Annotated in this window: 19 protein-coding genes; all 19 read right to left on the bottom strand. The window is 40.5% G+C overall.

Translation table 11 applies throughout. The features are described from left to right. Positions 1-84: 84 nt before the first annotated feature. On the bottom strand, positions 85-315 hold the full coding sequence (locus K364_RS0113015) for a DUF6133 family protein (RefSeq protein ID WP_028308381.1): 231 nt from the start codon (positions 313-315) through the stop codon (positions 85-87). Positions 316-439: 124 nt separating this feature from the next. Then, the gene (locus K364_RS0113010) at positions 440-697 is read right to left on the bottom strand and encodes a DUF6133 family protein (protein WP_028308380.1); all 258 of its coding nucleotides are present in this window, start codon (positions 695-697) and stop codon (positions 440-442) included. 76 nt (positions 698-773) lie between these two features. After that, positions 774-1,070: an Mbov_0395 family pilin-like conjugal transfer protein gene (locus tag K364_RS0113005; RefSeq protein WP_242841711.1), complete on the bottom strand. Its 297-nt coding sequence runs from the start codon at positions 1,068-1,070 to the stop codon at positions 774-776. 78 nt (positions 1,071-1,148) lie between these two features. After that, a complete protein-coding gene (locus tag K364_RS24055; RefSeq protein WP_035269261.1) occupies positions 1,149-2,678 on the bottom strand; it encodes a VirD4-like conjugal transfer protein, CD1115 family in 1,530 nt (509 codons plus the stop codon). Between the two features lie 77 nt (positions 2,679-2,755). Beyond that, entirely contained in the window at positions 2,756-3,211 is a 456-nt protein-coding gene (locus tag K364_RS0112995; protein ID WP_028308378.1) for a hypothetical protein, read from the bottom strand. Further along, positions 3,208-3,894 carry a DUF7768 domain-containing protein gene (locus K364_RS25710; protein WP_050753488.1) on the bottom strand — a complete coding sequence of 229 codons (687 nt, stop codon included), beginning with the start codon at positions 3,892-3,894 and terminating at the stop codon, positions 3,208-3,210. The genes K364_RS0112995 and K364_RS25710 overlap by 4 nt, the downstream gene beginning before the upstream one ends. A gap of 6 nt (positions 3,895-3,900) precedes the next feature. After that, a complete protein-coding gene (locus tag K364_RS0112985; protein ID WP_028308377.1) occupies positions 3,901-4,263 on the bottom strand; it encodes a hypothetical protein in 363 nt (120 codons plus the stop codon). Further along, positions 4,244-4,537 (bottom strand): hypothetical protein, encoded by a 294-nt coding sequence (locus tag K364_RS0112980; protein ID WP_028308376.1) that lies wholly within the window; start codon positions 4,535-4,537, stop codon positions 4,244-4,246. Before K364_RS0112980 ends, K364_RS0112985 begins: the two co-directional genes overlap by 20 nt. Positions 4,538-4,539: 2 nt before the next feature. Beyond that, on the bottom strand, positions 4,540-5,217 hold the full coding sequence (locus K364_RS0112975; RefSeq protein ID WP_028308375.1) for a hypothetical protein: 678 nt from the start codon (positions 5,215-5,217) through the stop codon (positions 4,540-4,542). A gap of 68 nt (positions 5,218-5,285) precedes the next feature. Beyond that, positions 5,286-9,566 (bottom strand): S-layer homology domain-containing protein, encoded by a 4,281-nt coding sequence (locus K364_RS0112970; protein WP_028308374.1) that lies wholly within the window; start codon positions 9,564-9,566, stop codon positions 5,286-5,288. A gap of 26 nt (positions 9,567-9,592) precedes the next feature. Continuing rightward, complete coding sequence (locus K364_RS0112965; protein WP_156946478.1) at positions 9,593-10,189, bottom strand: hypothetical protein; 597 nt, start codon at positions 10,187-10,189, stop codon at positions 9,593-9,595. 62 nt (positions 10,190-10,251) lie between these two features. Beyond that, entirely contained in the window at positions 10,252-10,935 is a 684-nt protein-coding gene (locus K364_RS0112960; protein WP_028308372.1) for a hypothetical protein, read from the bottom strand. A 92-nt stretch (positions 10,936-11,027) separates the two neighbouring features. After that, the gene (gene mobP3 / locus K364_RS0112955; RefSeq protein WP_028308371.1) at positions 11,028-12,263 is read right to left on the bottom strand and encodes a MobP3 family relaxase; all 1,236 of its coding nucleotides are present in this window, start codon (positions 12,261-12,263) and stop codon (positions 11,028-11,030) included. Continuing rightward, entirely contained in the window at positions 12,244-12,744 is a 501-nt protein-coding gene (locus K364_RS0112950; protein ID WP_028308370.1) for a hypothetical protein, read from the bottom strand. The genes mobP3 and K364_RS0112950 overlap by 20 nt, the downstream gene beginning before the upstream one ends. Before the next feature lie 206 nt (positions 12,745-12,950). Then, positions 12,951-14,015 carry a DUF3991 domain-containing protein gene (locus K364_RS0112945; protein WP_028308369.1) on the bottom strand — a complete coding sequence of 355 codons (1,065 nt, stop codon included), beginning with the start codon at positions 14,013-14,015 and terminating at the stop codon, positions 12,951-12,953. Between the two features lie 3 nt (positions 14,016-14,018). Beyond that, positions 14,019-14,771, bottom strand: coding sequence for an Rpb4 family DNA-directed RNA polymerase subunit (locus K364_RS0112940; RefSeq protein ID WP_028308368.1), 753 nt, complete (start codon positions 14,769-14,771; stop codon positions 14,019-14,021). A 55-nt stretch (positions 14,772-14,826) separates the two neighbouring features. Then, on the bottom strand, positions 14,827-22,164 hold the full coding sequence (locus tag K364_RS24045; RefSeq protein ID WP_277995584.1) for a DUF3846 domain-containing protein: 7,338 nt from the start codon (positions 22,162-22,164) through the stop codon (positions 14,827-14,829). After that, the gene (locus K364_RS0112930) at positions 22,161-23,195 is read right to left on the bottom strand and encodes a ParB N-terminal domain-containing protein (RefSeq protein WP_028308367.1); all 1,035 of its coding nucleotides are present in this window, start codon (positions 23,193-23,195) and stop codon (positions 22,161-22,163) included. The genes K364_RS24045 and K364_RS0112930 overlap by 4 nt, the downstream gene beginning before the upstream one ends. Continuing rightward, positions 23,173-23,967, bottom strand: a complete 795-nt coding sequence (locus tag K364_RS0112925; RefSeq protein ID WP_028308366.1) for a ParA family protein — start codon at positions 23,965-23,967, stop codon at positions 23,173-23,175. Before K364_RS0112925 ends, K364_RS0112930 begins: the two co-directional genes overlap by 23 nt. Positions 23,968-24,041 lie beyond the last annotated feature (74 nt).

The raw sequence follows: 24,041 nt of genomic DNA, 5'->3' as shown, positions 1-24,041 counted from the left end.
ACCCCTTTCTGACCAGGCGGATTATTTTTTGCCTGGTCAGAAAAAGTATAGCATGCCCTGTGTTTTCACAGGAAAAGGATGCTCTTAACCGCCATAGTTGAACATGTCTTGAATACGGTCGCGTAATTCCGGCATAATCATTTCTCCAAAGAGCGCATAAAGCCCGGCGAGGAGCAGAGCGCCGATGACAACAGCAATTAAAATTTTAATTGCCGTATCCACAAAGCCTTCGCCGCGTTTATCCATTAATATTCTCCTTGTTCTTACTGCCATCTCAAGGGATTTGCCCTTGATAGAATTGATTAATTTTTTCATGGATGATCTTCCTTTCGTATTTGAATTTTGGTTTGGTTTGCATATGATGAGAGGGAGGAAACCTTATTGAGAAAAGTTTTCCTCCCCCCAAACTCCCCCTCCTTCCAAAAGGAAAGGAGACTGTTTAAGCGTAGCACTTTCTATCGTGTTTATACCGTGAAGAAAACAGCACTGTACCGTTTATAATAAGATACAGTCCGGCAAGAATGAGTGCCCCAAGCACAATGGAAATAAGGACGGTAATTGCAACATCGAGTGTGCCCTGCCCTTCACGATTTGCAAGTGCTCTCTTGGCTCTGCCAAAGATTTGATTGACTGTTGATTTTACATTGCCAACAGTTGCCATAGCTTTGATTTCCGCATTTCTTAGAATGTTTTTCATTGAATAAATCCTCCTTTAAAATATGAATTAGTAAAAATAAGACTGTTCTTATACAGTCTGTAAAACGTTTTTAGAATTACTTATAATATCCAACGATGAGATTAAGTGTTGCCGAACCGAGTACCGCACCGATACAGGAAACAATAGCAACGACAATACGGTTATTCCACTTTTTCTGATCCATCTCATCTGCAGCTGATCTGCGGATGAAGAAATAGATAATGAGAAGTCCTGATACTACCGGAGCAAGAACCATTAGCCAGGTAGTAACATCTCCAATCAGTTTTTCAGTTCCTTTGACAATCTGGCTGTCTTTTATGTCGTCGGCATAAGCAGGCATTGTGCTCATAAAAGAAACAGCAAGTGCAACCATTCCTGCACTTGCCGTTTTCCAAAGGTTTTTGCATTTTTTCTTTACGGTTTTGATGTTCACAAATTTGTCCTCCTTTCATTATTCTAAATCAGTTTCATTGTTGGCAAATCCACCATTACCTTTTTGAGCTTGTAATTGCATTTTCCTGATAATATCTTTCTGATAGTAAATCCAGATATTCCATAATGCGATTTCCTCATTCGTGTTAGTGATTGCAGGGCGCTTTTTCTCCCGTTCCTCCCGAAGTCTACGGTTGTGTTCCTTGTCGCCAAGCCCTAACATCCTGTTAAAGTACCACTCTGATAAGTCCGGAGAATACATGATAGCAGGATGCGTACGGGAAGTGACAATCTGATAAGGCCGTATAATACGCCTGACCTCATCTACATTCAAGAGTTTCCGTTCTACTAAACTGATACTATGAGAACTTGATGGAGTGGAATATTTTGTGTGGTTTGACGACAATTGATAACTTGAAACAGTATAAGTACCAAGCTTTTCCGATATCTCACGCAAAGTATCCATATCATCTGCTTGTAGATATACCCAGGTTTGGCAGTTGGCTTTAATGGTGTCCGAGGTATTTTCATCATACTTCTCTTTTAGCTGTGAAAAGGACTGAATAAACAGATTGAAGCGCATACCCCTGCCACCGCCGACTGTCAGCTTATTTGTGAAATCAGTGATGGTTGTAAAGTTTCCGAATTCATCCAAAATGAAATTGACACGCTGCTTTAATCGACCTCCTCTCATATCTGCTAAATTGGCAAGCAATTCATATTGCTGAGATACTATCAGCGAAGCCACCGGGTAAAAAGTGGTTTTTTCATCAGGCAGAATAATAAATAGTGCTTGCTTTTTCTGACCGATGTCCTGCAGCTGAAAATCGCTCTTGTGGGTTATGGCATAAATAGATTTACTCGTAAACAATCGGAGTGTCGTCAAAGCTGAAGTATAAAAGCTTCCCCTCGTCCTGCTTGGTGCAACATCAGAAATAGATAGTAAAGCTTTGGCAGGATGAGCAGGTGGAAGCTTTTTAACATATTCAAGCAGTGGCATTTTATTGCCGATTGTCTTGACCATTTCAGCAATAAACCAATAAACATTGGTAAGGTTCTGATACTCCGGACGATGCTTGTTGTCACATACCACACAGAGTATAGATGCAGCAATAATGGAACATTCACCATTGGTCCAGATCTTTTCACCTTCCGGTTTGCCAACAAGATTATTTGTCAAATCCCATGCGAGCATTTCAGCCTTATCGGCATCACCTGCATTAACAGCATTAATGATTGGCTGTAGTAGATTATAGCGTTGGCTTTTCGAAGGATTTTTAAAATCTAAGACCAGAACCTCATATCCGAGTTTCTTAAGGAACTCAGATGTATAGTCAAACAGCTCAGCCTTTGGATCGCTGACTACAATGGATTCCCCTGCAAGTCCAAGGGTACAGATAGATTGAACTACCAGATTTCGAGACTTACCGGAACGGGTAGCACCAATACATAGCAGATGGCTGTCCTCGCCGACAAAATAGATGCGTTCTTTGTTGCCTTCTTTCTTTACACCGATGACAACACCTCCTTGCTGGGTAATTTCACTCATAGGCATCAACTCCTTTCAACTAACTCAAATCATTGAGAATAAACAGTTATATTAAATCCATGAACTAATATAATCGCTTAGCCTTCTTTTTCTTTCATAAACTCCAATCCATCATAACCAGTCTTAATCAACTCCACGATTTGAGGATGGCTCGGGTCTAGGATAAAGCTGTCAAAGGCTTTATCCTTTTCTTTATCTTTTAGCCACCTTGCGGACCCATGCTGATATTGTCCGACTGGTACTGGGGTTTTTATATCCGGTGTTATCTCTACTAAATCGGATTGGTATGGCCGTAAATTTGTGAAGAAATACATTACAGCCATAACCAAAGCAAATCCCTGTAAACAAAGAAACAGCATCAAATGCTGTCTGCTTATAAATATACTTTTTAAACATTCATTGATTGGCAATAGCTTCAATATAGTCATCTGCCTTGATAGTAACATATGGACAGCGGTGGAAAAAAAGATGTTAATAAACCCTCCAGCCGTGAAAATCATAGAACAGATGATCAACTTCGGTTTTGTTTTCATCTTTCCAAATCCTCACTTTTCTCCTGTTCCAATATAAGCATTTCTGCAAGCTCATTCTTGATCGGCGTATTTTCCAGCCACTTCTTAAGGCTTTCCGGCTTTACTATGCCCAAGAAGTCAGCTCGTTCCCAGCGTGCCTCCCGTCCGTCAAAAAGGTTTTTGGCATATACCGCCTGACCTCTCGCCCCATAAGTACAGCCAAAACCGTTATAAGCAACCCACAAACTATTTTCTGCTGTCCGGCAGTTACTAATCAATGCTTCCGGATTCAGCACCAAAATCTTATTTTCATAGTCATCCCTGTCACTTCCAGTAATACAGTCATCCATACCAAGTGCCTTGCTGCTCTGTCTGATTTTTAACCCCTCCTCAAAATGATGGTCCAGAACATAAATCGTCGGGATATGCAGTTTGGCTGCCAAATCAATTTCACCCTGCATCCCCTGCGATATTTCATCCCCGCACACCCAAATTTCATCGCAGCGCTTTAACAGTTCCAACCCCATTTTTAAGCCCTGTGCCCTCTGTTCTGGAATGGTATCTTGCAGGTAGGCTGTAAAAATCGTATGAGGAGCCAATGGTATTACACCGCATCCGGCAGCATACTCACAGTATCGGTGCGCTTTTTTGATATTTTCTTCAATAGCTCCCCTTAACGGGGAACAGATATATACCAGTTTCAAGCCGTTTCACCTCTCAATCTCAAGTTCAAAATCAATCTCATTAAAGGTTTCAAACCCTGTGTCCATCCCGGCATCATCAAGCTGCTTTAAAGCCTCCTGTCTGGCAATAAATTCAGGATCGGTTACAATGCCTTGCTCTATGAGTTCATCAGCGACAATGGAAGAAGAAAGCTCATCAGTAAAACAGAGATTTTCACCATCTTTCTGAGCCATATCAATAACAGTTTGAGGCAGGATTTCTTCTGCCATTTTCTTTGGCATCATCAGCCCCTTTTTGTATTCACCAACAATCTCATAAATGCCGATAGCAATCTCTCCACAGGTAATGATGTTTCCCCATATGTTTGGATTAGGCCTGCTGTCCGGCATATGTTTCACCTCCGTCTATATAAGGCATAAAGGCAATGGCACTCAAATATTCCATGCCGAGCCTTGCTATCATTTCATTCTGATTCTTTAATACAGTATCGACTGTATGTTCTGTACAATATTTCATCATATCTTCCACATACTGCCCAACATCCAGCCCGACAGGGTTTTGCATATACTGTTCTTCCGACATATTTTCAATTTGCTTGTTTAGCTCTGCCTTATAAGCCAGAAACCTTGCTATAGCAATTACTTGATTTCTCTTATTTCCCATGCTTAACCTCCAATCTCCATGTCCTGCCTGAATTCATCTTCAAAGTCAAAGTCATAATCCCTACCTTGCAGTTCGGGAACAATGTCTTCAATTTTCTCGATCATTCTACCGACAGAAAGCATATCGTCATTGGAAAGGTTATTATCAAGCATCGTAAGCTTGACAAGATTAGAATGAAGAATCATCAGCTCTGTTTCGGTAAACAGAGCCTTTTCATCCACCAAACCGGAACGGATGGCAAAATCCTGTGTGGCTGATTCTTTATTGTAGAAAAATTGTCTTTGTAGTGGCTGTTCACTCTCAGGAGCCATGCGATAGGTTGAAAATACATAACCAAACAGGTGATGCAGCTTACAGGCTAAAACTACACCGTTATATTCAGCCAGCTTATATGAACCGTTTTTGAGTTTCTCATCCTTTTCTGTATAAGGACACTCAGTGCATATACCGGCTTCAACTGCCGTTTTCTTGGCGGTTTCCTCCAATAAATTAAAAACTTTTTCCTTAACTGAAACAAACGGGTTTCGCTCGATCATATCAGCTTTGGTATAGAATGCTATAAGCTGATTTTTATAATAAATATCAGCAAGATAATCGGAGGAAGTTGACCGTTTCACATCAAAGCCACGCCTTGCAAGCTGCTCAAAAAAGCATCTGTAGAAATCCATTTTAGTCCGCATAAATACACCTCCATTAAGAAGAATAACCGCCCTGATATTTTTCAAGGCGGTTATCATCATGTTTCTATCTAATCAAAATAGTAATTTACAGAATAAGTAATGTTAGACTTGTTATACATGCAATCATGGTTAGTATAGTAGTAAAACTCTAGCTTGGAATAAGTACCTGTCGGTAGATTTCTTTGGAACGTTATACCATTTTTGGTTGTTTGATAGTCAAGCTGATCCCATGAATTTGTTTTAATGTTATATCCCCTTACTCGTCCAAAATCACTTCCGCTATGTCCGCTGACAGGCGGTACAGTAAAGGTGTATTGCGTAATAGTAGCTCCCTCCAACCCGTTCTCCATGATAACTGAATCCGGGCCAGTAAGCACCATACCGCCGCCATTTGTGGAATCTGCCACGAAAAATACAATAGCCGACCATGAAGATTCAGCTCCGGTACTGTCAACTGCCTTAACCTTCACTACATTTTTGCCCAGTGGATAAACATAAGTTTCAGCAGGACGGTTTTCCCAAACATAGGTAATGGCATCTCCATCTGCATCATTGGAAGTTGCTGTGATTTTAACAGGTGTACCCGGTGCAACGCTGTTGCCGGCTGGTGTCCTTGTAATAACAGGTGCAGTAGGTGCAGAATTTTGGATAGTAAAGGTCACTTCTGACCACTCGGAAATACCGCCATAGTTGTCTTTTGCTCTTACTTTTATCGTATGAGTACCTACAGGATAGTAATTGTCCTGAGCCTTTCCATCGTATTCATAGATAATTTCATCACCATCTGCATCGGTACTATTAACAGAAACATTGACAAGAAATTTCCCGTCTTTTGCGTTTCGTGTAACATTTGCCACAATAGTTGGCTTTGACGGTGCTGCATTGCTGATAGTAAAGGTTACGTCTGTCCAGTCGGAAACATCGCCATAGTTATCCTTTGCTCTTACCCTTACCGTATGATTACCAACGGTATAATAGTTATCTTCAGCCTTTCCACTATATTCATAAGTAATTTCATCTCCATCGGGGTCGCTGCTGTTGGCATAAATCTCAACAAGAAATTTACCACTACTAAATGTACGGGTTACATTGGCGTTTGCAACCGGCTTTGCGGGAGCTGTATTAATTACTTCAACGCTCTGTTTTGAGGTGAATGTTCTGCCAAGCTCATCAACAACGGTGGCACTCAAAATATAGTTTCCCGGTGTACTGATTGTCACAGTTCCGCCGTGGTTTCCCAAATTACCCTGTATATTGCCATCCAACGGTATAGATTGCCCGTCTTTTTCAAGGCTCCAAACAATATTTTTGCCACCAGGATTTGCAGCCTGACTGACTGTTACTTCAAATGGTACTCCTGTACGTACACTGCTCGGCATCGAGAAATCACAATTTATCAATGGGTAAACGCTGATTTGTGCGCTATAGCTGAAAATTCTGCCTAAAACATCGGTCATTGTTGCGGTAAGGAGGTATTCACCTTCCTGCATTAGACGGATTTTTCCACCTTGTTCATTCATCGTTCCATTGACTGACTCATCCCATTTAGCAGGCTGACCGTTTCTCATTAAACTCCATTCAATCGGCAGCACTCCCATATCGCCTGTAGTGCGAATATCAATATCCGTATCTGTATGGGCAATCTGAGGAAGATTAAATTCTATGGAGAGGACAGGGAGAATCTCGATCTTATTTTCACAATTGAATTGGAATACTCTTCCGGTTTCATCTGTCACACTTGCTTCAATGCCATAGTTTCCCGCAAGTTTGAAACGAATGTCTCCACCATTATTCACAAGTGTGCCGTCAATATAGGTATCCCAATCCTGAAAACCTTGCATATTGTTCACATACCATTTAACTGTCAATCCGTCCATATCGGCAGTTGTAATGTTGACGGTAATAATATCATCGGTATGAGCAGCTTTGGGCAAAGTAAATACAAGCTGCGGAATCGGATATACCTTGATTTCATTACTATTTTTGAAACTTCTGCCCGTTTCATCGGAAATAGTAGCTGTCAGCGTATAACTGCCTTTTTGAGTAAAGCGGATATTTCCTCCATCATTTCCGAGACTGCCTTCGATATAATCGGAAACAGCAACTTCCGTTCCGTCCTTTGTAACACTCCATACAACAGGGAGCTTACCTGCTTCAATAAGCTGTGTTTGTACTGTGACTGGCTTATCTGTATGAGTGGTTTTTTCTATTGTAAAGTCCATGTTGATCACGGGATAAACCATAACTGGTGAGGTGTATTCAAAACTACGTCCGGTGCTGTCTATCACCGCAGCCTTTAAATGGTAGTCCCCCTTTTCCTTAAAGCGGATAGTACCTCCGTTATCGTTAAGCGTTCCTTCAATACAGTCGTTCAAATTAATCTCTTTACCATCTTTCGTCAAACTCCAGTGAACCTCAAGCCCCTGTGTTTCCAGGAATGAGGTTTTGACTTCTACAAAGGTATCGGTATGTGCAATTTCCGGCAAATAAAAGCCTGTAACTGCCACCGGATATACAACTGTACTTGCCTCATCAGAAAATACCCTGCCTGTCGAGTCAACCAACACAGCTTTTAAGATATAGACTCCCTTTTCTTTAAAACGGATAGTACCTCCTTCATTGGAAAGCGATCCGTCGATACAGTCTGAAAGTGCCGCATCCTTACCATTTTTGGTAATGCTCCATACTGCTTTCATATCCCCGATTTCGGAGGATGTCACCATTAGGGCAATCTCTTTGTCGGTATGGGTTGTTGCAGGCAGGGAAAAGGTAAAGCTCGCCACAGGGTAAACAGTAATTTGCGCAGCAGCTTCAAATTTTCTGCCCGTTATGTCAATGACAACAGCTCTAAGAGTATACCAACCTTTTTCTTTAAATTGAATATTGCCACCTTCATTGGTAAGATTTCCATTGATGCAGTCCTTTAAGCTAACCTGTTCCTCATCCTTTACAAGCTGCCAGACAATATCCAGATTCCCTAAATCCTTGCTTTCTACCGTTACGTTTACCGTTGAATCGGTATGTGCTGTTTTAATCATATTTAGTGTCAACTGTGGCACAGGATAGACCTGAATATCGGCTTTTCCTGTGAACTCACGGTTCGTTTCATCAATGACGACTGCAACAATGGAGTAACTGCCACTTTCCTTGAAGCTGATAGAACCTCCATCATTATTCAGATTGCCCTCAATATATTCACCCCATTTTACTTGCTTTCCGTCCTTAAAAAGACGCCATGTTACAGTTTTGTTATCTTTTACCACCACTTTGACTTCAACCTCTTTATCGATATGCGTCTTACCGTTAAGATCAATGCTTATATCTGGTACAGGATAGATTTTGATTTCCTTGCTGAAAGTGTATTTTTTATTGCCATAATTGGTTGCGGTAGCCGTTATTTTATAATCTCCCGCCTCTTTAATGCAAATCTTACCGCCATCCTTGTTGAGTGTTCCTTCCAAAACATCTGTTGCAAGTGACTCTGTATCTTTCTTTTGAATTGTCCACTCAAGATTTTTCACATGGCTTAAAGTTGTCTTTACCTCAAACGGTGTATCGATATGGCTATAATTGGGCAGTGAGATTTCTACCTTTGCCGCCGGATAGCTTGCGCTGCCACCACCGCTATTACTGCGATTTGACTTCTCATCCGGCTTGGTGTTTTCCTGCTCTTTATTGTTGTCTGCCTGTTCTTGTGAGATACGCTCCATAGCCGCAAAGCGACGCAGAATCATCGCAAAGGCTTCCGCTCTGGTACTGTACGCCATCGGACGCACGGTCTTATCGGGATAACCATAGGACAAACCATACTTTTCCGCTACATTGATATATCCCTTATCTTCTTTAGTAATTTGACCGTCATCAACAAAAGGCGTATCTCCTGTCATGATCTTAGCCATATCTGCTTTGCCTATGGAACGTACCATCATGCGGACCATTTCCATACGGCTGATAGGCTGGTCAGGCTTAAAATCTTTTCCGTAATCTTCTTTTGCGATTACTTTGTTTTTGACAAGAGCTTCAATGAAACTCTCTGCCCAATGTTTGTCCGTATCATCAAAGGTATCGGGGCCGGTGTGGGTATAACCCTCCAACTTTAAGCTATATGTCAGCAAACTTACAAATTCACTGCGGGTAATAGTCGCATCCGGGCGAACCGTACCGTCAGGATATCCGTTTACAATGCCTTCCTGTGATAGCTTTTCAATTGTTTCTCTTGCCCAATGATTCGCTGCATCGGGGAATACTTTAAAAGCAGCATAAGCAGCATAAGCAGCACCGCCAAAAAGGGTTAAAATAAGAGCGATAGCAGCAACAATTGCCATCGCCCGTTTTAATGTATTTTTCATATTCAATTTCCTCCGTTTATTTAAATTTATCTATCCAATTCGCTCTCTGCTTCATGATTTTGCTCATGGCAGTCCAATGACAAATTCGGAATATTTTCTTGAATCCTGTTCATTACATTCATCAACCTCTTTTCATCATCAAAGCTGATTTCTCTGTCATTTCTGCCCCTGAAAATACATGCTTCATATAAAGTTACCAGTTCATTTTCTTTGAACAGTTTTTTCTCATCAATCAAACCGGCACGTACTGCAAAATCCTGCCTTGCTCCGTCATAGTCGGTGTCAAAGTAGTGTCCATAAGCTACACTGTCACGGTTATACGAATACCTCCACGTTACGAACCTCAACTGATCGTTATTATCCATCATTGCTGCCAAAAGAAAATTTCCAAACTCACAAAGCACCTTGTAATTTTTCACACTATCAAACGGCAGATTTTCAGCTTTTTCATAAAGATCGTAAGCATGTTTCATGGAAGAAAATAATTCTGATAATCGGAATACATCATCACGAACTGCTGTGTTATCTTTATAATGAATTTCACCATCCGGCATCAAAGAACAAATATATTCTCTGCCTTTGTAAAATTCCACAGGTTGGCCGACAGTTTCAAATTCAACCACAGTATATCCAAGTGTGTACGCTCGTCCTAAAAATGCCCGATACAATTCGTTACTAAATTTTCTCATCGAAAGCACCTCACATTCTCGCTTTCAACATCCTGTTCACTATCTGTCGGTGGGGCAGGCAAAATCTGCTCAATTTTGGAGATAACATCGCCTATAGCTTTCTCTACCTCTGATGTAAGTGCAGCATCTAACTTTACACGTTCGATACAGCAAGATAGCAGAAGTGAAAGTTCGGCATTGGAAAACAGGTTATCCCTTTTGACTTTTTGCTGTTTTTCTATAAAGCCACATCTTTCTGCAAAATCCTGTTGTGCTTCTTTAAAACATAAAAACTGCCGAGCATAGTAATAGACTTCCGACTTGTCATAGTCCATTCCTTTTTTCCATGTAGCATACTCATAACCAATCAGAGGGGACAACCGGCATCCCATTACAATGTCTCCAACTTCATAAAGCTTCATATACCCGTTTGGCAGATTCCCTATCGGCTTAACAGGCAAGTCTGAGGAAAGATTAAACTGCTTTTTTAAGTCCGAAGCAATTTCCACTATAATATTGGCACTTTCACATTGGCATCCACTATATATCAGCCTGTCATCTGCGGTTATAACGGCTACCAGCCCTCCGGTATCGTTAAAAATTTCTGCTGTTACATCGGATATTTCAGGTTCTTTAATAGTTAGCTGTACCTTTTTTAACCGCTTAAAAAGTTCGCTGTATAATTGCTTTTTTGAAACCAAAATTATCACCCTTTCATTCAGGATATTGATATTGTTTTAGTCAGGCATTTTATCATTTTCCTTTCCTGTTAATCAAAAAGGATATGGAAAACTTATTTCTCCATACTCTTGTCCCTGTTTTTTAGATATAGTTCTTTTTTCGCCCTTTTCGACAGTTCTGTACTCATTGCTTTTTCTGCATCATCATAGTCCATGTTTAAATCTGATGTGTTTTGTTCCAGCATAATCAAGATTTCATAAACCATCTGTTCGGTATAATAAATTTTTCTGGCTTCTGTAAATTCTACATTTGAAAGCTCACGCTCCTTATTTAATATTGTTTTGACAACACCAAGCACTTTATTGGCAATCAGTTTGTCCATTTCATCTACTGCCTTATCTTTGTGCTTGTTGATGTTTTCAGGGTCTGTATCATAAAGCATGGCAAGCTTTGACTTTATCTCTGCATATTCATTTATTAAATCTTTAATGTAGGGAACACTTTGTTTTAAATCAGCTATCAGTTCATCAATTGCCTCTTTAACTTCTTCCGGAAGCAGTTGATAATAAAGCCTTCCCTTTTTCGGCATTATGTCTTTAAGCTGAAACAGACGGACCGATAATGGAGATAGGTTGATACCGTTCAATACTCCATCAAGCGGAATGGCTGCTAAATCATCTTCATCAATTTTCCCTACAAGTTCTTTTAAGTATTTATATTCCTTAGGGTAAATGGATTTCATATAGTCATCAAAGCCTTTTACCAGTTGATCTGTAGTTTCTTTCAGTGCTGATTTACTGTTTTCCTTAGCTCTGCAATAATCCGCAATTTTATCTGCAAAGGTTTCCTTTATAAGCTGTATACGAATGCTGTCGGCTACTTCCGGCTTAACAAAATTCTTCATAGTCTTTTGGTTTTTGTCCCAGAAGACTACATGGATATGAGGATGACTGACTTCATTGTGATGTGCACAAGCCCAGGACAGATTTTTAAGACTGATTCCATTTTTTTGAGCAAGAACCGCAATATGCTTCTCAATGTAATCCTCCCATGCCTTATGATCTTTTAAAAGCAATTCGGCTGCTGTTTGAGGCGTGAATGAAATGACACTTCTAAATATATTAACCTTTTTATATGACAGCTCCCGCACTTCTTTTGCTACCTCTTGCCAGGTTTCAAACTCTACCAAGTTACCGGGATAAAGTTTGCCAAACAACCCGTGACGCATACCCTCATTCTTTGATGCTCCAGGACGAGTAGCAATATATCGGATATGGGCATAATTGCATTTAGGTGTTTTTTTATAATTTGGAGGACGAAATCTCTGCTTATACATCAAAATCGACATAAGCAGCTGTTCCTCCCTTAACTTCTGCAATTGCTTTCTTCATTTCTTCATCATCCATAAAGACTGCGATTGCATCAGCACTTTTCATATTGGCGTAAACTAAAGCACGTTTTCTTGCCAGCTTTTCGATTTTTTCAAAAGAAGAGTATCTGTCTTTATCAATCAAGTCCGATATAATGGCGATATTTGCATAGTATCCTGCGGCTGAAATAATTGTAAGTCTGTTAATCATTCCTGCAAGACGGTTAGCCAATGATTTAATTGAAGTTTCTATTTCCTGATGTATGATGGCTGTTATCGTGTCTATGTTTTCTTCGTATCCATTGACAGCCAATCCTTTCTCCACAAATTCTCTAATAATATCAGAAGCAAACACATTCTTCTTTACTGCCAGCTTTTCAATCTGTTCCAAGGTTTCGGTAGAAAAAACCACTGACCTTTTTTGAGTTTTTGGAGTGTTACTTTTAGGCCTATCTTTCACAAAACCCCTCCTTTCCGCTTGTCACCCCAATGGATGACTAAAAATGCTGCAAGAACCTCGTTACCGGCACTGCCGGTAAGCTGTTTTCTCGTGGGGTGGGAACCCCACTATTCCTGCCTTACCTCAAAGGGGAAGGGATTAAACCCTTTCCCCTTTAGGTTCGGGGCTTCCCAAAAGGGAAGATTTCATACTGATGAAAAGAAAGTTCATGGTTCAACCTCCTCCATGTCAAGTTCCTCATTCGGCTCATCAACGGCATCCTTTTCAAATTCGGCTTTCAGTTCATCTTCACGCATGGCGTCAAGCTCAGCTACAGTTCTTCCTTTCCGGGTTTCAATCAGATCCTGGTTAAAGTCTTTGAGATGCGGTCTGTGGATTGCTACTTCGTAGCCTTTTTCGCTGTATTTATCACACCATTTCATTGCAGCCATCTGACCCCAGTTTCTATAACATCCGTCTTTATCTTTAGCAAGGTAGTCATTGTCCAAGGCGAATACTATTTTTTTGATTTCAGGATGCCACTGCAAATATCGTTCAAGGGCGCCATCCCAGGTACATCCGAGAGAGATGCGGTTATCCTGCCTCCAATCATGTCCATAGAGTTTTGCAAAGGTAGCATGGCTCATGGCATCAATGGGACTTTCGCAAACAAATACCATATCGCTCTTCCCTCCGATCACAAAGGGATAGCTCTTATCGGAATTAACGGCATCCATTTTAAATGCCTTATCAGTATAGGTTCCGCGCATGGAACAGTACTTAGGAATACCGCTCTCATCGTATCCGACAAACACACAGTTTCCATATTGGGCTTCCTGATAAACTTTCTTTTCATTCATCAGTACGGATACAATTTCCGGTTCAATACCTCGGATGGAGATTAAATACCAATAGGTTCTTTTAAAATTTTCTGCCTTATCAGGAATAATCAGCGGGCCTTTCTCTTCTTTTTCATAAGGTACTACAGTTTGAATATAAGGTTCATAACGTTCACCAAGCAGTTGTGCAACGGCTTCGGGATAGGTTATATTGCCGTATTTCATCACAAAATCAATAGGACCGCCTTTTTCATCGGCAGTCCAGTGATAAAAACGGTTGCTGTCTTTAAAAATGTACAACCCACCCGATTTTTTTGCATGAAGTGCTTTTCTTCCTCCATTCTCAAGTTCAAAACCATACTGACGTGCAAGATCAATTAAGCTTACGCAGTTTGCTCTTTGTATTTCTTCCTCCGTAAAGTGGCGATATGCCTTCCGGGTTTGCGTCTGCATAGGCTATACCTCCATTTCTTCATCCAGTTCCTTTATCTCCTCCAAAATATCTTCAATATCTGCATCGTCATATCGATATTCCAGGGATTCAACAATATCTTTGCAGTCATCCGGCAAATACTCTTTTATTTCATTCTGCACATCACGAATTTCACCCATAAAGCCCCAGCAGCTTGCTATTTCCTCGTTGCTTTCATACAGTTTAAATCCGTAGCACTGATCGGTAAGGTAATAATCATATTCCCTAACTTCGCTGATTAAAACCTGTCTTGCCTTTTCAATAGTTTCAGGAGTGACCACACCATATTCCTTTTGTATGTTATCGTATGAAACATAAATCCAGCCTACCTGCCCACTGTCCCAAGGACAGGAAAAACCGGTTGTATTGATTGTAATTCCACTGTGGTCATAAAGATAAATAGGCTCGATAACGAAACTGCTCGAAAGATAATCCAAGATATTATCATGGATGGCTTTTCTGTATGCACCATAGCGATTTCGATACAAAGAAATATCAATCTCCTCTGTAAGTTCCTCGAATTTTTCCTCGGCTTCTTCATAGTCGCCCAGCTTTTTTTCCAAAAGATCCATCAAAAAATCGTCCGGCTCATGAAAGCTGTGTTCGTCACCAAGATTATATCTGCTATGGAAGCAGATCATTGTTCCGAGATTATCTTGTTCCGCACGGGGATGCTGTGGCGTATCATCATTTACCACGAACAAAACATAGGGCTGTTTTACCGCAACCATCGGCATTATGATCACATCCTTTCAAAATAAAGTAATTTAAAATGGCTTTAAAATAACATCCTTAGATATCCCGTTCTGCAATTGCATGTTCAGGCTCTCTGTCATCAGATGAATACCGTGAATCGCTTTCCTGTCCGTTTTCATCAATAATAACCTCCTCCTGCTGCCTGAGTTCTTTAAACTCCAATTTTGTATTAATCTCTGCCTGACGTGCTGAATACTCTGCTAAGCGCTCTTCAAATTCAAATGGTTTTACTACTTCCTTTTTGGCTTCGGAAAGTTGTACAATCGCATCCTCAAGTTTTTGCTTTGTCTGTGCCAGTATGCTGTCGATTTTCTCTACAGCATTTTCAATCCTTGTAACACTTCCAAGCTCGGAATCACCGAGTTCAACACGATAGGTTGATGCTCCTTTGATTTGCACTTCTAACTGGTCAAATGCAGATCGGGCAAGTAAAAGTTTAAACCCGCGATAAGCACCAACTTCCAAAGGTTCCCCGTTTACAAAAATGTCATGGAGCTTACTCATCATGATAAGCCTTTCACCGGCTTTTACCCTTTCATCGAAGGTCTTGCCGTCAACAAGCATTGAAAACTCTTGCCCAACTGATTGATTTTTCAGCTCAATATCTTTTTCCAGAGCTGCAATTTTTTCCTTACAATGAGCAATCATTTTTGGATAATGACTTTCGATGTTTCTTTCTAAAATAATCCTTTCATTGTTCCAGTTAGCTTTGAGCAATTTCAATCTTGCTACTTCATTATCAACTTCCATTTTTTCTGCCAGAAGTGGATTAGATGTTGCTATGGCTTTTACTTCAGCAGCAGAGAGAACGGTTTCGTCCATATCCTCACATGAACGAGAAATGCTCTTGCCTGTCATGACTTGACTGATATATTTCAGTTTTTGCTCTTGGATTTGCCACAAGTAAGCATCAAACGTACCTTTAGTGACATATCGAAAGATACTTATCACGGGATTCTCATTACCTTGACGCAGTATTCGGCCATCGCGCTGTTCAATATCACTTGGGCGCCAAGGACAGTCCAGATGATGGACAGCTATCAGCTTATCCTGAACATTTGTGCCTGTTCCAAGTTTTAATGTGCTTCCAAGCAAGATTCTCACCTCACCCATACGTACCTTTTCAAACAGTGCTTCACGTTGTTCATCGGTCTTAGCATCATGAACGAAAGCTATTTGTTCTTCAGAAATACCCTTTTCAGTCAGGCACTGCTTGATTTCATCATAGACATTAAACTGTCCGGGCTTAGGCGTGCCGGAATCACAGAAAATAATCTGAGTGGAGCGTTTTTCTTTGGTCTTCTGCCATATATCAAACACTTTATCAATGGCAATATTCAGCTTGCTGTTCGGATCATTTGGGGCATCTTCAATAATCAATCGAGGGTCGATGGACATGAGCTTAGCTTCATTCGTGAGTTTAAGCATATTGTCGGTAGAAGCATCAACTTCGCCGCTTCGGATTTTATCAGCTCGCTCAACAAAGGTATCCATCAGCATTTTTTGAAATGGTGTGGCTTCTGTTGCGATAATGGCTGCTTTACCACCCTCAATATCTGGAGTCGGGAGATTCAGCATATCGGCAGTCTGAATATCAGCTACGAGTTGAAACATATTCATGAGTTCAGGCAAGTTGTGAAATTTTGCAAAACGGTTTCTCATGCGATAGCCGGAACCTTCCGGTGTTATTTCCAAAGAAGACACTACTTCACCGAAGGTGGCAGCCCAGCTGTCAAAGTAGTTTAAGCCCATTTTTTGAAGCGTCTGCGGCTGCAAGTATCTCTGCATGACATACATCTCGCTCATACTGTTGGAAATAGGTGTCCCTGTGGCAAATACCACACCTTTCCCATTATTAATTTCTTGTAAATACTGGCACTTTAAAAGCATATCGGTAGCCCTTTGGCTTGCCGATTTACCGATACCGGCAACGTTCCTCATTTTTGTATAGCTGAAACAATTTTTGTAAACATGGGCTTCGTCTACAAACATGTAATCTACACCAAGCTGTTCAAAAGTTAAAAGGTCATCCTTCTTTTCCTCAGCAGCAAGCTTTGTCAGCCTGTTTTTGAGGTTGTTTTGAAAGATGACCATTTGTTTGATTGACCAATTGTCGCCCTTTTCATCACGCATTTTCTTGATAATGTAAGATAGTTGGTTAATTTCTTCATTCAATTGCTTTTCCTGGCGCTCTTTTGAGATGGGAATACGTTCAAATTGACTGTGACCGATTATAATGGCATCGTAATCACCCATTGCGATTCTGGAAACAAACTTGTTGCGGTTGGCTTTATCAAAATCCTTTTTGGTTGTCACTAAAATATTGGCTTGCGGAAAGAAACGGTAGAACTCTTTTGCCCATTGCTCTGTTAAATGATTAGGAACAACATATATCGGTTTTTTAATGGCTCCAATGCTTTTCAGATACATCCCTGATGCAATAAGGGCTGCGGTTTTCCCTGCACCAACCACATGTCCTGCCAAACCTGTACCTGAATAAATAACCCTCGCTGCAAAATTCCTTTGGTGCGGTCGTAATTTTACCTCATCACTCATACCGGGGAATATCAAGTGAGAACCGTCATACACACGAGGTCTGATGGTATTAAACCTTTCATTATAAATATTAAGAAGCACCTCAGCCCTGTCTTTGTCACTGAACAGCCATGCTCCAAAAGTTTCTTTAATTTGATTTTGTTTAGCTCTTGCGATCATGGTTTCATTGGCATTGACAACATATTTTACTTGATCTTTCCCGTTTGCATCCACATAAGGTACAGGGTCACGCACTGTTGTACTTTGTAAGTTCAAGCAGTCCTCAAAAATCTGATAGGCATTTACTCTGCTTGTTCCATAGGTCTTATTAACCTTAACAGAACTGGCGTCCCTTGTTTTGTTCAAAACGCGCCACTGGGTGGTGTACTCCATATAATCAATGTCAATAACATCTCTTAGATTATAAGGAGTTCCAAAGGTTTCATGCATAAACTGGCGGTAATATTCAATCGGTATCCAGGGAGAACCAATGCGAAAATCTATATCCCCGGGCAGCAGCCTTGGAGGCTGCACTGCTTCTAAAGCCTCTACATTTCGTGTGAAAAGGTCCGGATATTCTTCTGCTTTTATTTTTGCATATAGCAGCTTATCTTTGACCTGTCCGCTTAAGTATTCTTCATTCAGTTCCCAGCCTTCGTAATAGTTGCCGTAGTATTTCTGTGGATTTAAATAGATTCTGTCTCCAAGTTCATCAATCAGCTCATCTGCGGTTTTACCGGTCAGGTTTGCCATATACGGCAAGTCTATTTTCATTTTAACATTAAGGCTGATTTCAAGTGCTTCCTTTGCTGTTTCCGCTCTGTCCGGCAAACGGTATGATTTGATTGTTGCTTTATAAAATATTGGTGCTTTAACCCATGACTGTTTATCCTCGCTCTGATCCTCAATAGAACGTAAGAGCGGAAATTGGTCGTCATCCGAAAATACTGCAATATTGGATTTGTCATTGATAAACCCACATCGGTCAACGAACCTATCATATACGCTGTTAAGTTTTTTCTGCGCTTTTTGAAGTTCATCAGGCTTGTAATCCCTTGTCTGTACAGCAATGACATTTAAAAGCGCACCTCTGATTTCACAAAGCCCTTTAATCCTTTCGGCTCGTTTCCCTGTATAATCCTGTGGTATCAACTTGTTATGCTCACAATAATATATTTTTTCATCCAGCACCACATAGGTATAGTTTTTAGTTCCTTTAGGAGCATCCAGTTCAGTTACTTCATTCACTGATTCTTCCTCAGCGGCTTCTAACGGTTTATCAGCTTCTGCGGTAAAGGTTGCGTGGAGCTTATTAATAGCCTTGTCAAGTTCTGCATATAAATCTTGCCCTTCCGGTGCAATACAGGCTGTACCCTCCTCATTTCCATACATATTCCTGCTGTGCCTCATTTCACCTAAAACCATATCAGGGTGCTCATGAAAATATTGATTTAGGTTGATGTAGTCTGTTTTTCTCGTATTGGTAAAAACCCAGTCCGGCAATGAATAATTATCAACTTTTCTTGGGCGGTCAAGCTTTTGAAAAAATAAAATATCTGCCGTAACTTCCGTCCCCGCAAGTGCTTTAAATGCATTGTTCGGTAGCCGGATAGCACCAACCAGATCGGCTCTTTGTGCTATATATTCCCTTACCGCAGTATCTCTTTTGTCCATTGTTCCTTTACTTGTGATGAAACCAATGATACCGCCCGGTTTTACAAGGTCCAGGGATTTGGCAATAAAATAGTCGTGAACCAGAAAATCCTCATCAGCATATCTCTTGTCGTACAGCTTTATATTATTGAATGGAATATTGCCAAGAATCACATCAAAAGAATTATCCTCAAAGTTTGTGGTTTCATATCCCTGTACATAAACGTTGGCTTTTTGATAAAGTTGCTTTGCAATTCGCCCTGTGATGCTGTCAATCTCAACACCGTAAAGGGGTGTGTCAGCAATTGCATCGGGAAGAACGGAGAAGAAGTTTCCCGTTCCCATCGCAGGGTCAAGAATCTTTCTGTCCCTGCCGCCTTTAAAACCGAACTTCTCAATGGCATTATAGATGCGTTTTATTAGTTCCGGCTCAGTATAATAAGCTGTAATAGTAGAATTTCTGGCATCCTCATATTCTTTTTCATCAAGTAAAACTTTTAATTCCTGATACTCATTTTCCCATCCTGATGCTGTATCAGAAAAGGCATTGGCGAGGCCACCCCATCCCACATAACGTGCAAGGATAATCTGTTCTTCGGGATTGGCAAGGCGTTTTTCACTTTCAATCCGCTTTAAGAGTTTGATTGCTTCAATGTTATTTTTATATTTGGTTTTTGCTCCGTTTGGATATAGGTTATAATCCTCGGAATAACGGAAATTCAACTTGGTATGACGGGACTGTCCAGACTTTGCTTCGACAGATAAGGGAATATCCTTAGCCGTTTGCTCCTGCGGTTTGCTTTCTTTTTCTTCCGAATCCTTTTCATCCGGTGTATGGTATTGTTCTATTTCTGCCAGTTCCTTTTCAAGTTCATCTTTCAAGTCTTCAAGGTCCTGCCAATACTCCGACTGTTTGTAAGAAAAAATTGCTCCCGATTCCCACTTCTTCTCAATCTCAATCAACTCAGCCTTTACTTCTTCAAGCTCGTTTTTAAGCGAGTTAAACTTTTCATCTTGGTCTATATTTACTTCCTGTAAATCCAAATACCGTCCTTCATCAATCAGTTTTCGGATAACTATAGCAGCTCTCAGCCATGTTATATTGGTTTTATGCTTTTCTCCGTTTTCATCGGCCCAGTCAAATTCAATACCAGTGCTGTTGTGGTTTTCAAATCCAATCCCTTGTTTATTTACAGAATGACCTCCAACCCCATATTCGGCTTTCAAAAACGCACTAAATGCTGAGCCTGTCGGATTAGTCTTTGCAAAATCATATATCCGCTTCTTACCATCTTGCATTACACTACCTTCAAGAAGCACAATTTCAATAAGCTGCTCCTCAAGGCTTTTAGGTGTCACGTCAAACAGGTTCATTTGTTTACTCTGCATTGGCTCTGCTTCAATGGTTTCAACTTTATGAGCTTTTGAAATATCTTCAATTTGAGAATAGATGGGGTTATCCTGAATTGCTGTTTTAGCTGTAGGTAGAGATACTTGACCTACCGGCATCATTCTATAAAAGCCTATTTCCTGAAAGTTTGGCTCGCTTGCCTTTTCCTCTTGCCTTATTTTTACATCCTCGAATTCTTGCAGTAGATTAGTAATTTCAATCAATGGAGCTTCAAATTGCTTAAAATACTTATCGATATCCGCATCGGTTAAAGAAACATATTCACCTGTGTTATAATTCACTCTTGCAACCAAAAATGTTCCAAAAATCGGCTGTCCATTAACAATGCGGTTAATAGAAGTGCTGTCAAAGTCCACGTCATCAGCACATATCGCATCAATACCTTCTGTAATTTCAATAGTAGTAAAAGTACCTCCGACTTGTTTTTGAAGCTCCTTATATCCATTATGGATTTCAGTAATATAAGGCGTTTTGTCATGTTCTACTACCAAAACTTTCAATAGTTTTTCCTTTATCTTCGGCTCATCAGTTCCCTTCATTTCTTGGAGTTCATCAGGGATATTATAATCTCCGATGGGATCATTTTCGGGCATAAAAAAAGAGCCATCCGTTAATGACTCATTCTTTTCGGATAGCTCCACATTTGGAATATAAGGTTCACTGCTTATCTCACTTTGTAAATCAGTTCGTTCAGAACGATTTCCTCTGCTGCTGATCTCAGGCTGTTCATATGTCTGGTTTTCTCCATGATGTCCTCGGTGTTCGGCATCGGATCGGACTTTAACATCTGTTGTGTGATGTGCTCTATTTTCTCCACTGCTTTCTCTTGTACCCAGTGCATGGTCGCCATCAAAGTGCCATCCATTTTCAAAATCATATATCGCTGTGGATTTTGTTCTTTGAGATACTCCATTGCCATCCTGCCGTATTTCCCCAGTGGCCTGTCGTCCTCGCTGTTGTTCGAGATTTGGATATTGGGAATATTCACTCCGTCTATCTCTGTGTAACTCACGTCTATTTTGCTCATTTTCTGCTCTCCTTTCTTTCTCGATGATTTTTATGTTCCGCTCAATTTCAATCAAGATTCCTTTGGAAATATCGGTGACAGTATGGCCAAGTTTTGCAATTAAAGGAATGGTATTAAAGTGAGCAATGGTAGCCATTCCGTATCCTAATTCCATTTCTTCATCAGTTAATCCGCATCTTTTCCCTACAAAATATGAAACACTGTCGCTGATAAGTTCTTGAAGCTGCATTTCCAGCCCGTCATGCGGAAGGTCTTCAAACAGGTGATTTCCAAAGTCATTCTGAAAGTTTTGCAGGTAAGTGTCCAGGTTTTCCATAACAGCTTCATAAGAGATTTGGCGAAGACAGTCTGCAAAACCTGATGTCTTTATGTTATGCCCATATGAAAGACGCAGCTCAATACGCTTCTTCATATCTTCATCAAGCTGCCAGCTTGTTGCAATCGCATCTCTGCCATTGGTCTGTGAAACATCAAACAAGTGCTTGATAGTAAGTCTTGCGTTTTCATATTCGCAAACTGCAATACCTGTTGCACCTTTGTTGACATATCGTCCAACCTTATTCCAAACTGCCGTAGGTGCAAGCATAGTAACATTTGGGTTTTGAGCATATACAAGCAGTGCATTATCAAAACTGTATTTGAAGAATTTAGATGCAAACTTAAGGTAATCTCGCCAGGCAATCTCGCTCCGGGTAATATGGGGAGCGATTGTCTCATAGATCGTTTTTAACCTTTCATCTTTTCTCAAGCAGTGTTAGCCTCCTTTCTGTCAGGGTGGGTTTGGAAATATAGTTCAAGCGCTTCTTCCACCACCTTTTCAATTTCACTTGCCTTGGTATCAGGTGAAAAAAACCTGGAGTAAACCTTATGCTTGATTTTAATTGGTGGAGCTGATAATGATTTTGGTTTTCTATTTATCTCACCTGATATAATTTGATATGTGGTTTTCTCGTTAAGTTTGCTGTTTACTGAATAGCTCCTAAGCATTTCAGTCTTTTTCATATCCACTTTGAACTCGTTTTCCGAAAGAACCTTTTCAACTTCTTCTTGTTCCGTCTCAGCAAGATAAGAAAGATCAACCGCACATCGCAGGGAAATTTCATCGCAGTCAACCCGGCGCTTTAAGTCGGCAATCAGTTTATCAACTCTTAACAAACGAGCAACAGTATTTCTTGAAAGTCCATATTCAATCCCTACTTTATCAAGAGATTTTAACTTGTTCCCCACTGGGGAACAAGTTTCATCACTCCCTTTATATTCAGGGTTTTCGAGCCTTATTAACTCGTTGATGATGTCATTTCTTTTGCCCTGTGAAAACATTTTAGAGTGCCTGAGAGCAAGCACGGCCGCTTTTTCCGACGGCAGCATATCTGTAAAGGAGCGCTGAATTACATTTGTTTCTACCACATACATGAGGGCTTCTTCATCAGACAAGCTGTCCTTTACAATACAAGGGCCTTCTGTAAGTCCTGCCAGTTTTGCTCCGTTCATTCGGTTATGACCGGCAAGCATCTCGTATTCATGGCCGTTTTCGTCAGATTCAATCCTTCTTACGATCATCGGCATCAAAATACCATTTGATTTAATGCTCTCTACCAAGTCATCCAATCGCTCATCACTATATAAACGAAATGGGTGATTTTTATATGGCCTGATTTTATCAAAAGGTATCATCAAAATCCAATTTTTTTCTGATTTAGATAGCATTGATGCTGGTTCAGCAGCCTGCAATAATTCATCAAGAGATTTTACCTTCTTAGCTGTTGGTCTTGTTACCATTTGCTATCAACTCCTTTGCAACTTCACCGTATGCAAGCCCCGCCTTTGACTTCCTATCAAAGTCTATGACACTCATACCGTAACGATTTGCTTCACCAACCCGGATAGAGCGAGGAATATGCACTTTAAAAATTTTCATCCCGTTACCATAGGCTTCTGTAACTTCAGCACAAACTTCCTTATGAAGATTGGTTTGCATATCGCACATCGTCATCAAGATTCCTTCAAACTGAATTCCGGGGTTAATTCTCTTTCTGATTTTTAAAATGGTTTTCGTTAAGTCTGTAAGTCCCATTGTTGCGTAATATTCAGGATTAATCGGAATAATTACGCTGTCGGCAGCTGATAGTGCATTAATGGTCAATGGACCCAACGAGGGATTCGTATCAATGAGGATAAAATCATAATTGCTGCGCAATGGTTCCAGGATATTAGAGAGCAATTTTTCACTTCCCATTTCCATACGCAGGTTAGCTTCAACAACAGATAAATGAATACTGCTCGGAATAAAATCTACTTTGCCGTGAGAATGAATGTACTCTGCCTTATTTGGTAGTTCTTCTTCATCCATAGCCTTATTCATAACTTCTGCAATTGTTGTATGAACAGAAGTGCTGTTGTCCACAAAAGATGCTGTCAAATTGGCCTGCGGGTCAAAGTCCACTGCCAATACCCGCTTACCAAGTTCTCCAAGAGAATATGCCATGTTTCGGACACTGGTTGTTTTGGCGACACCACCTTTTTGGTTCGCCACCGCTATAATTTTACACATTCGTATCTTAACCTCCTCAAAACTGCTGTTATTTGCCTTTTTCGGCATAAAAAAATTGGACTAAATCAGTGAAA

Origin of the sequence: Desulfitibacter alkalitolerans DSM 16504 (assembly GCF_000620305.1) — a bacterium.
Taxonomy (GTDB): Bacteria; Bacillota; DSM-16504; order Desulfitibacterales; family Desulfitibacteraceae; genus Desulfitibacter; species Desulfitibacter alkalitolerans.
Note: the sequence above shows the minus strand (reverse complement) of the source record. Positions and strands in the feature narration are given on the sequence as shown.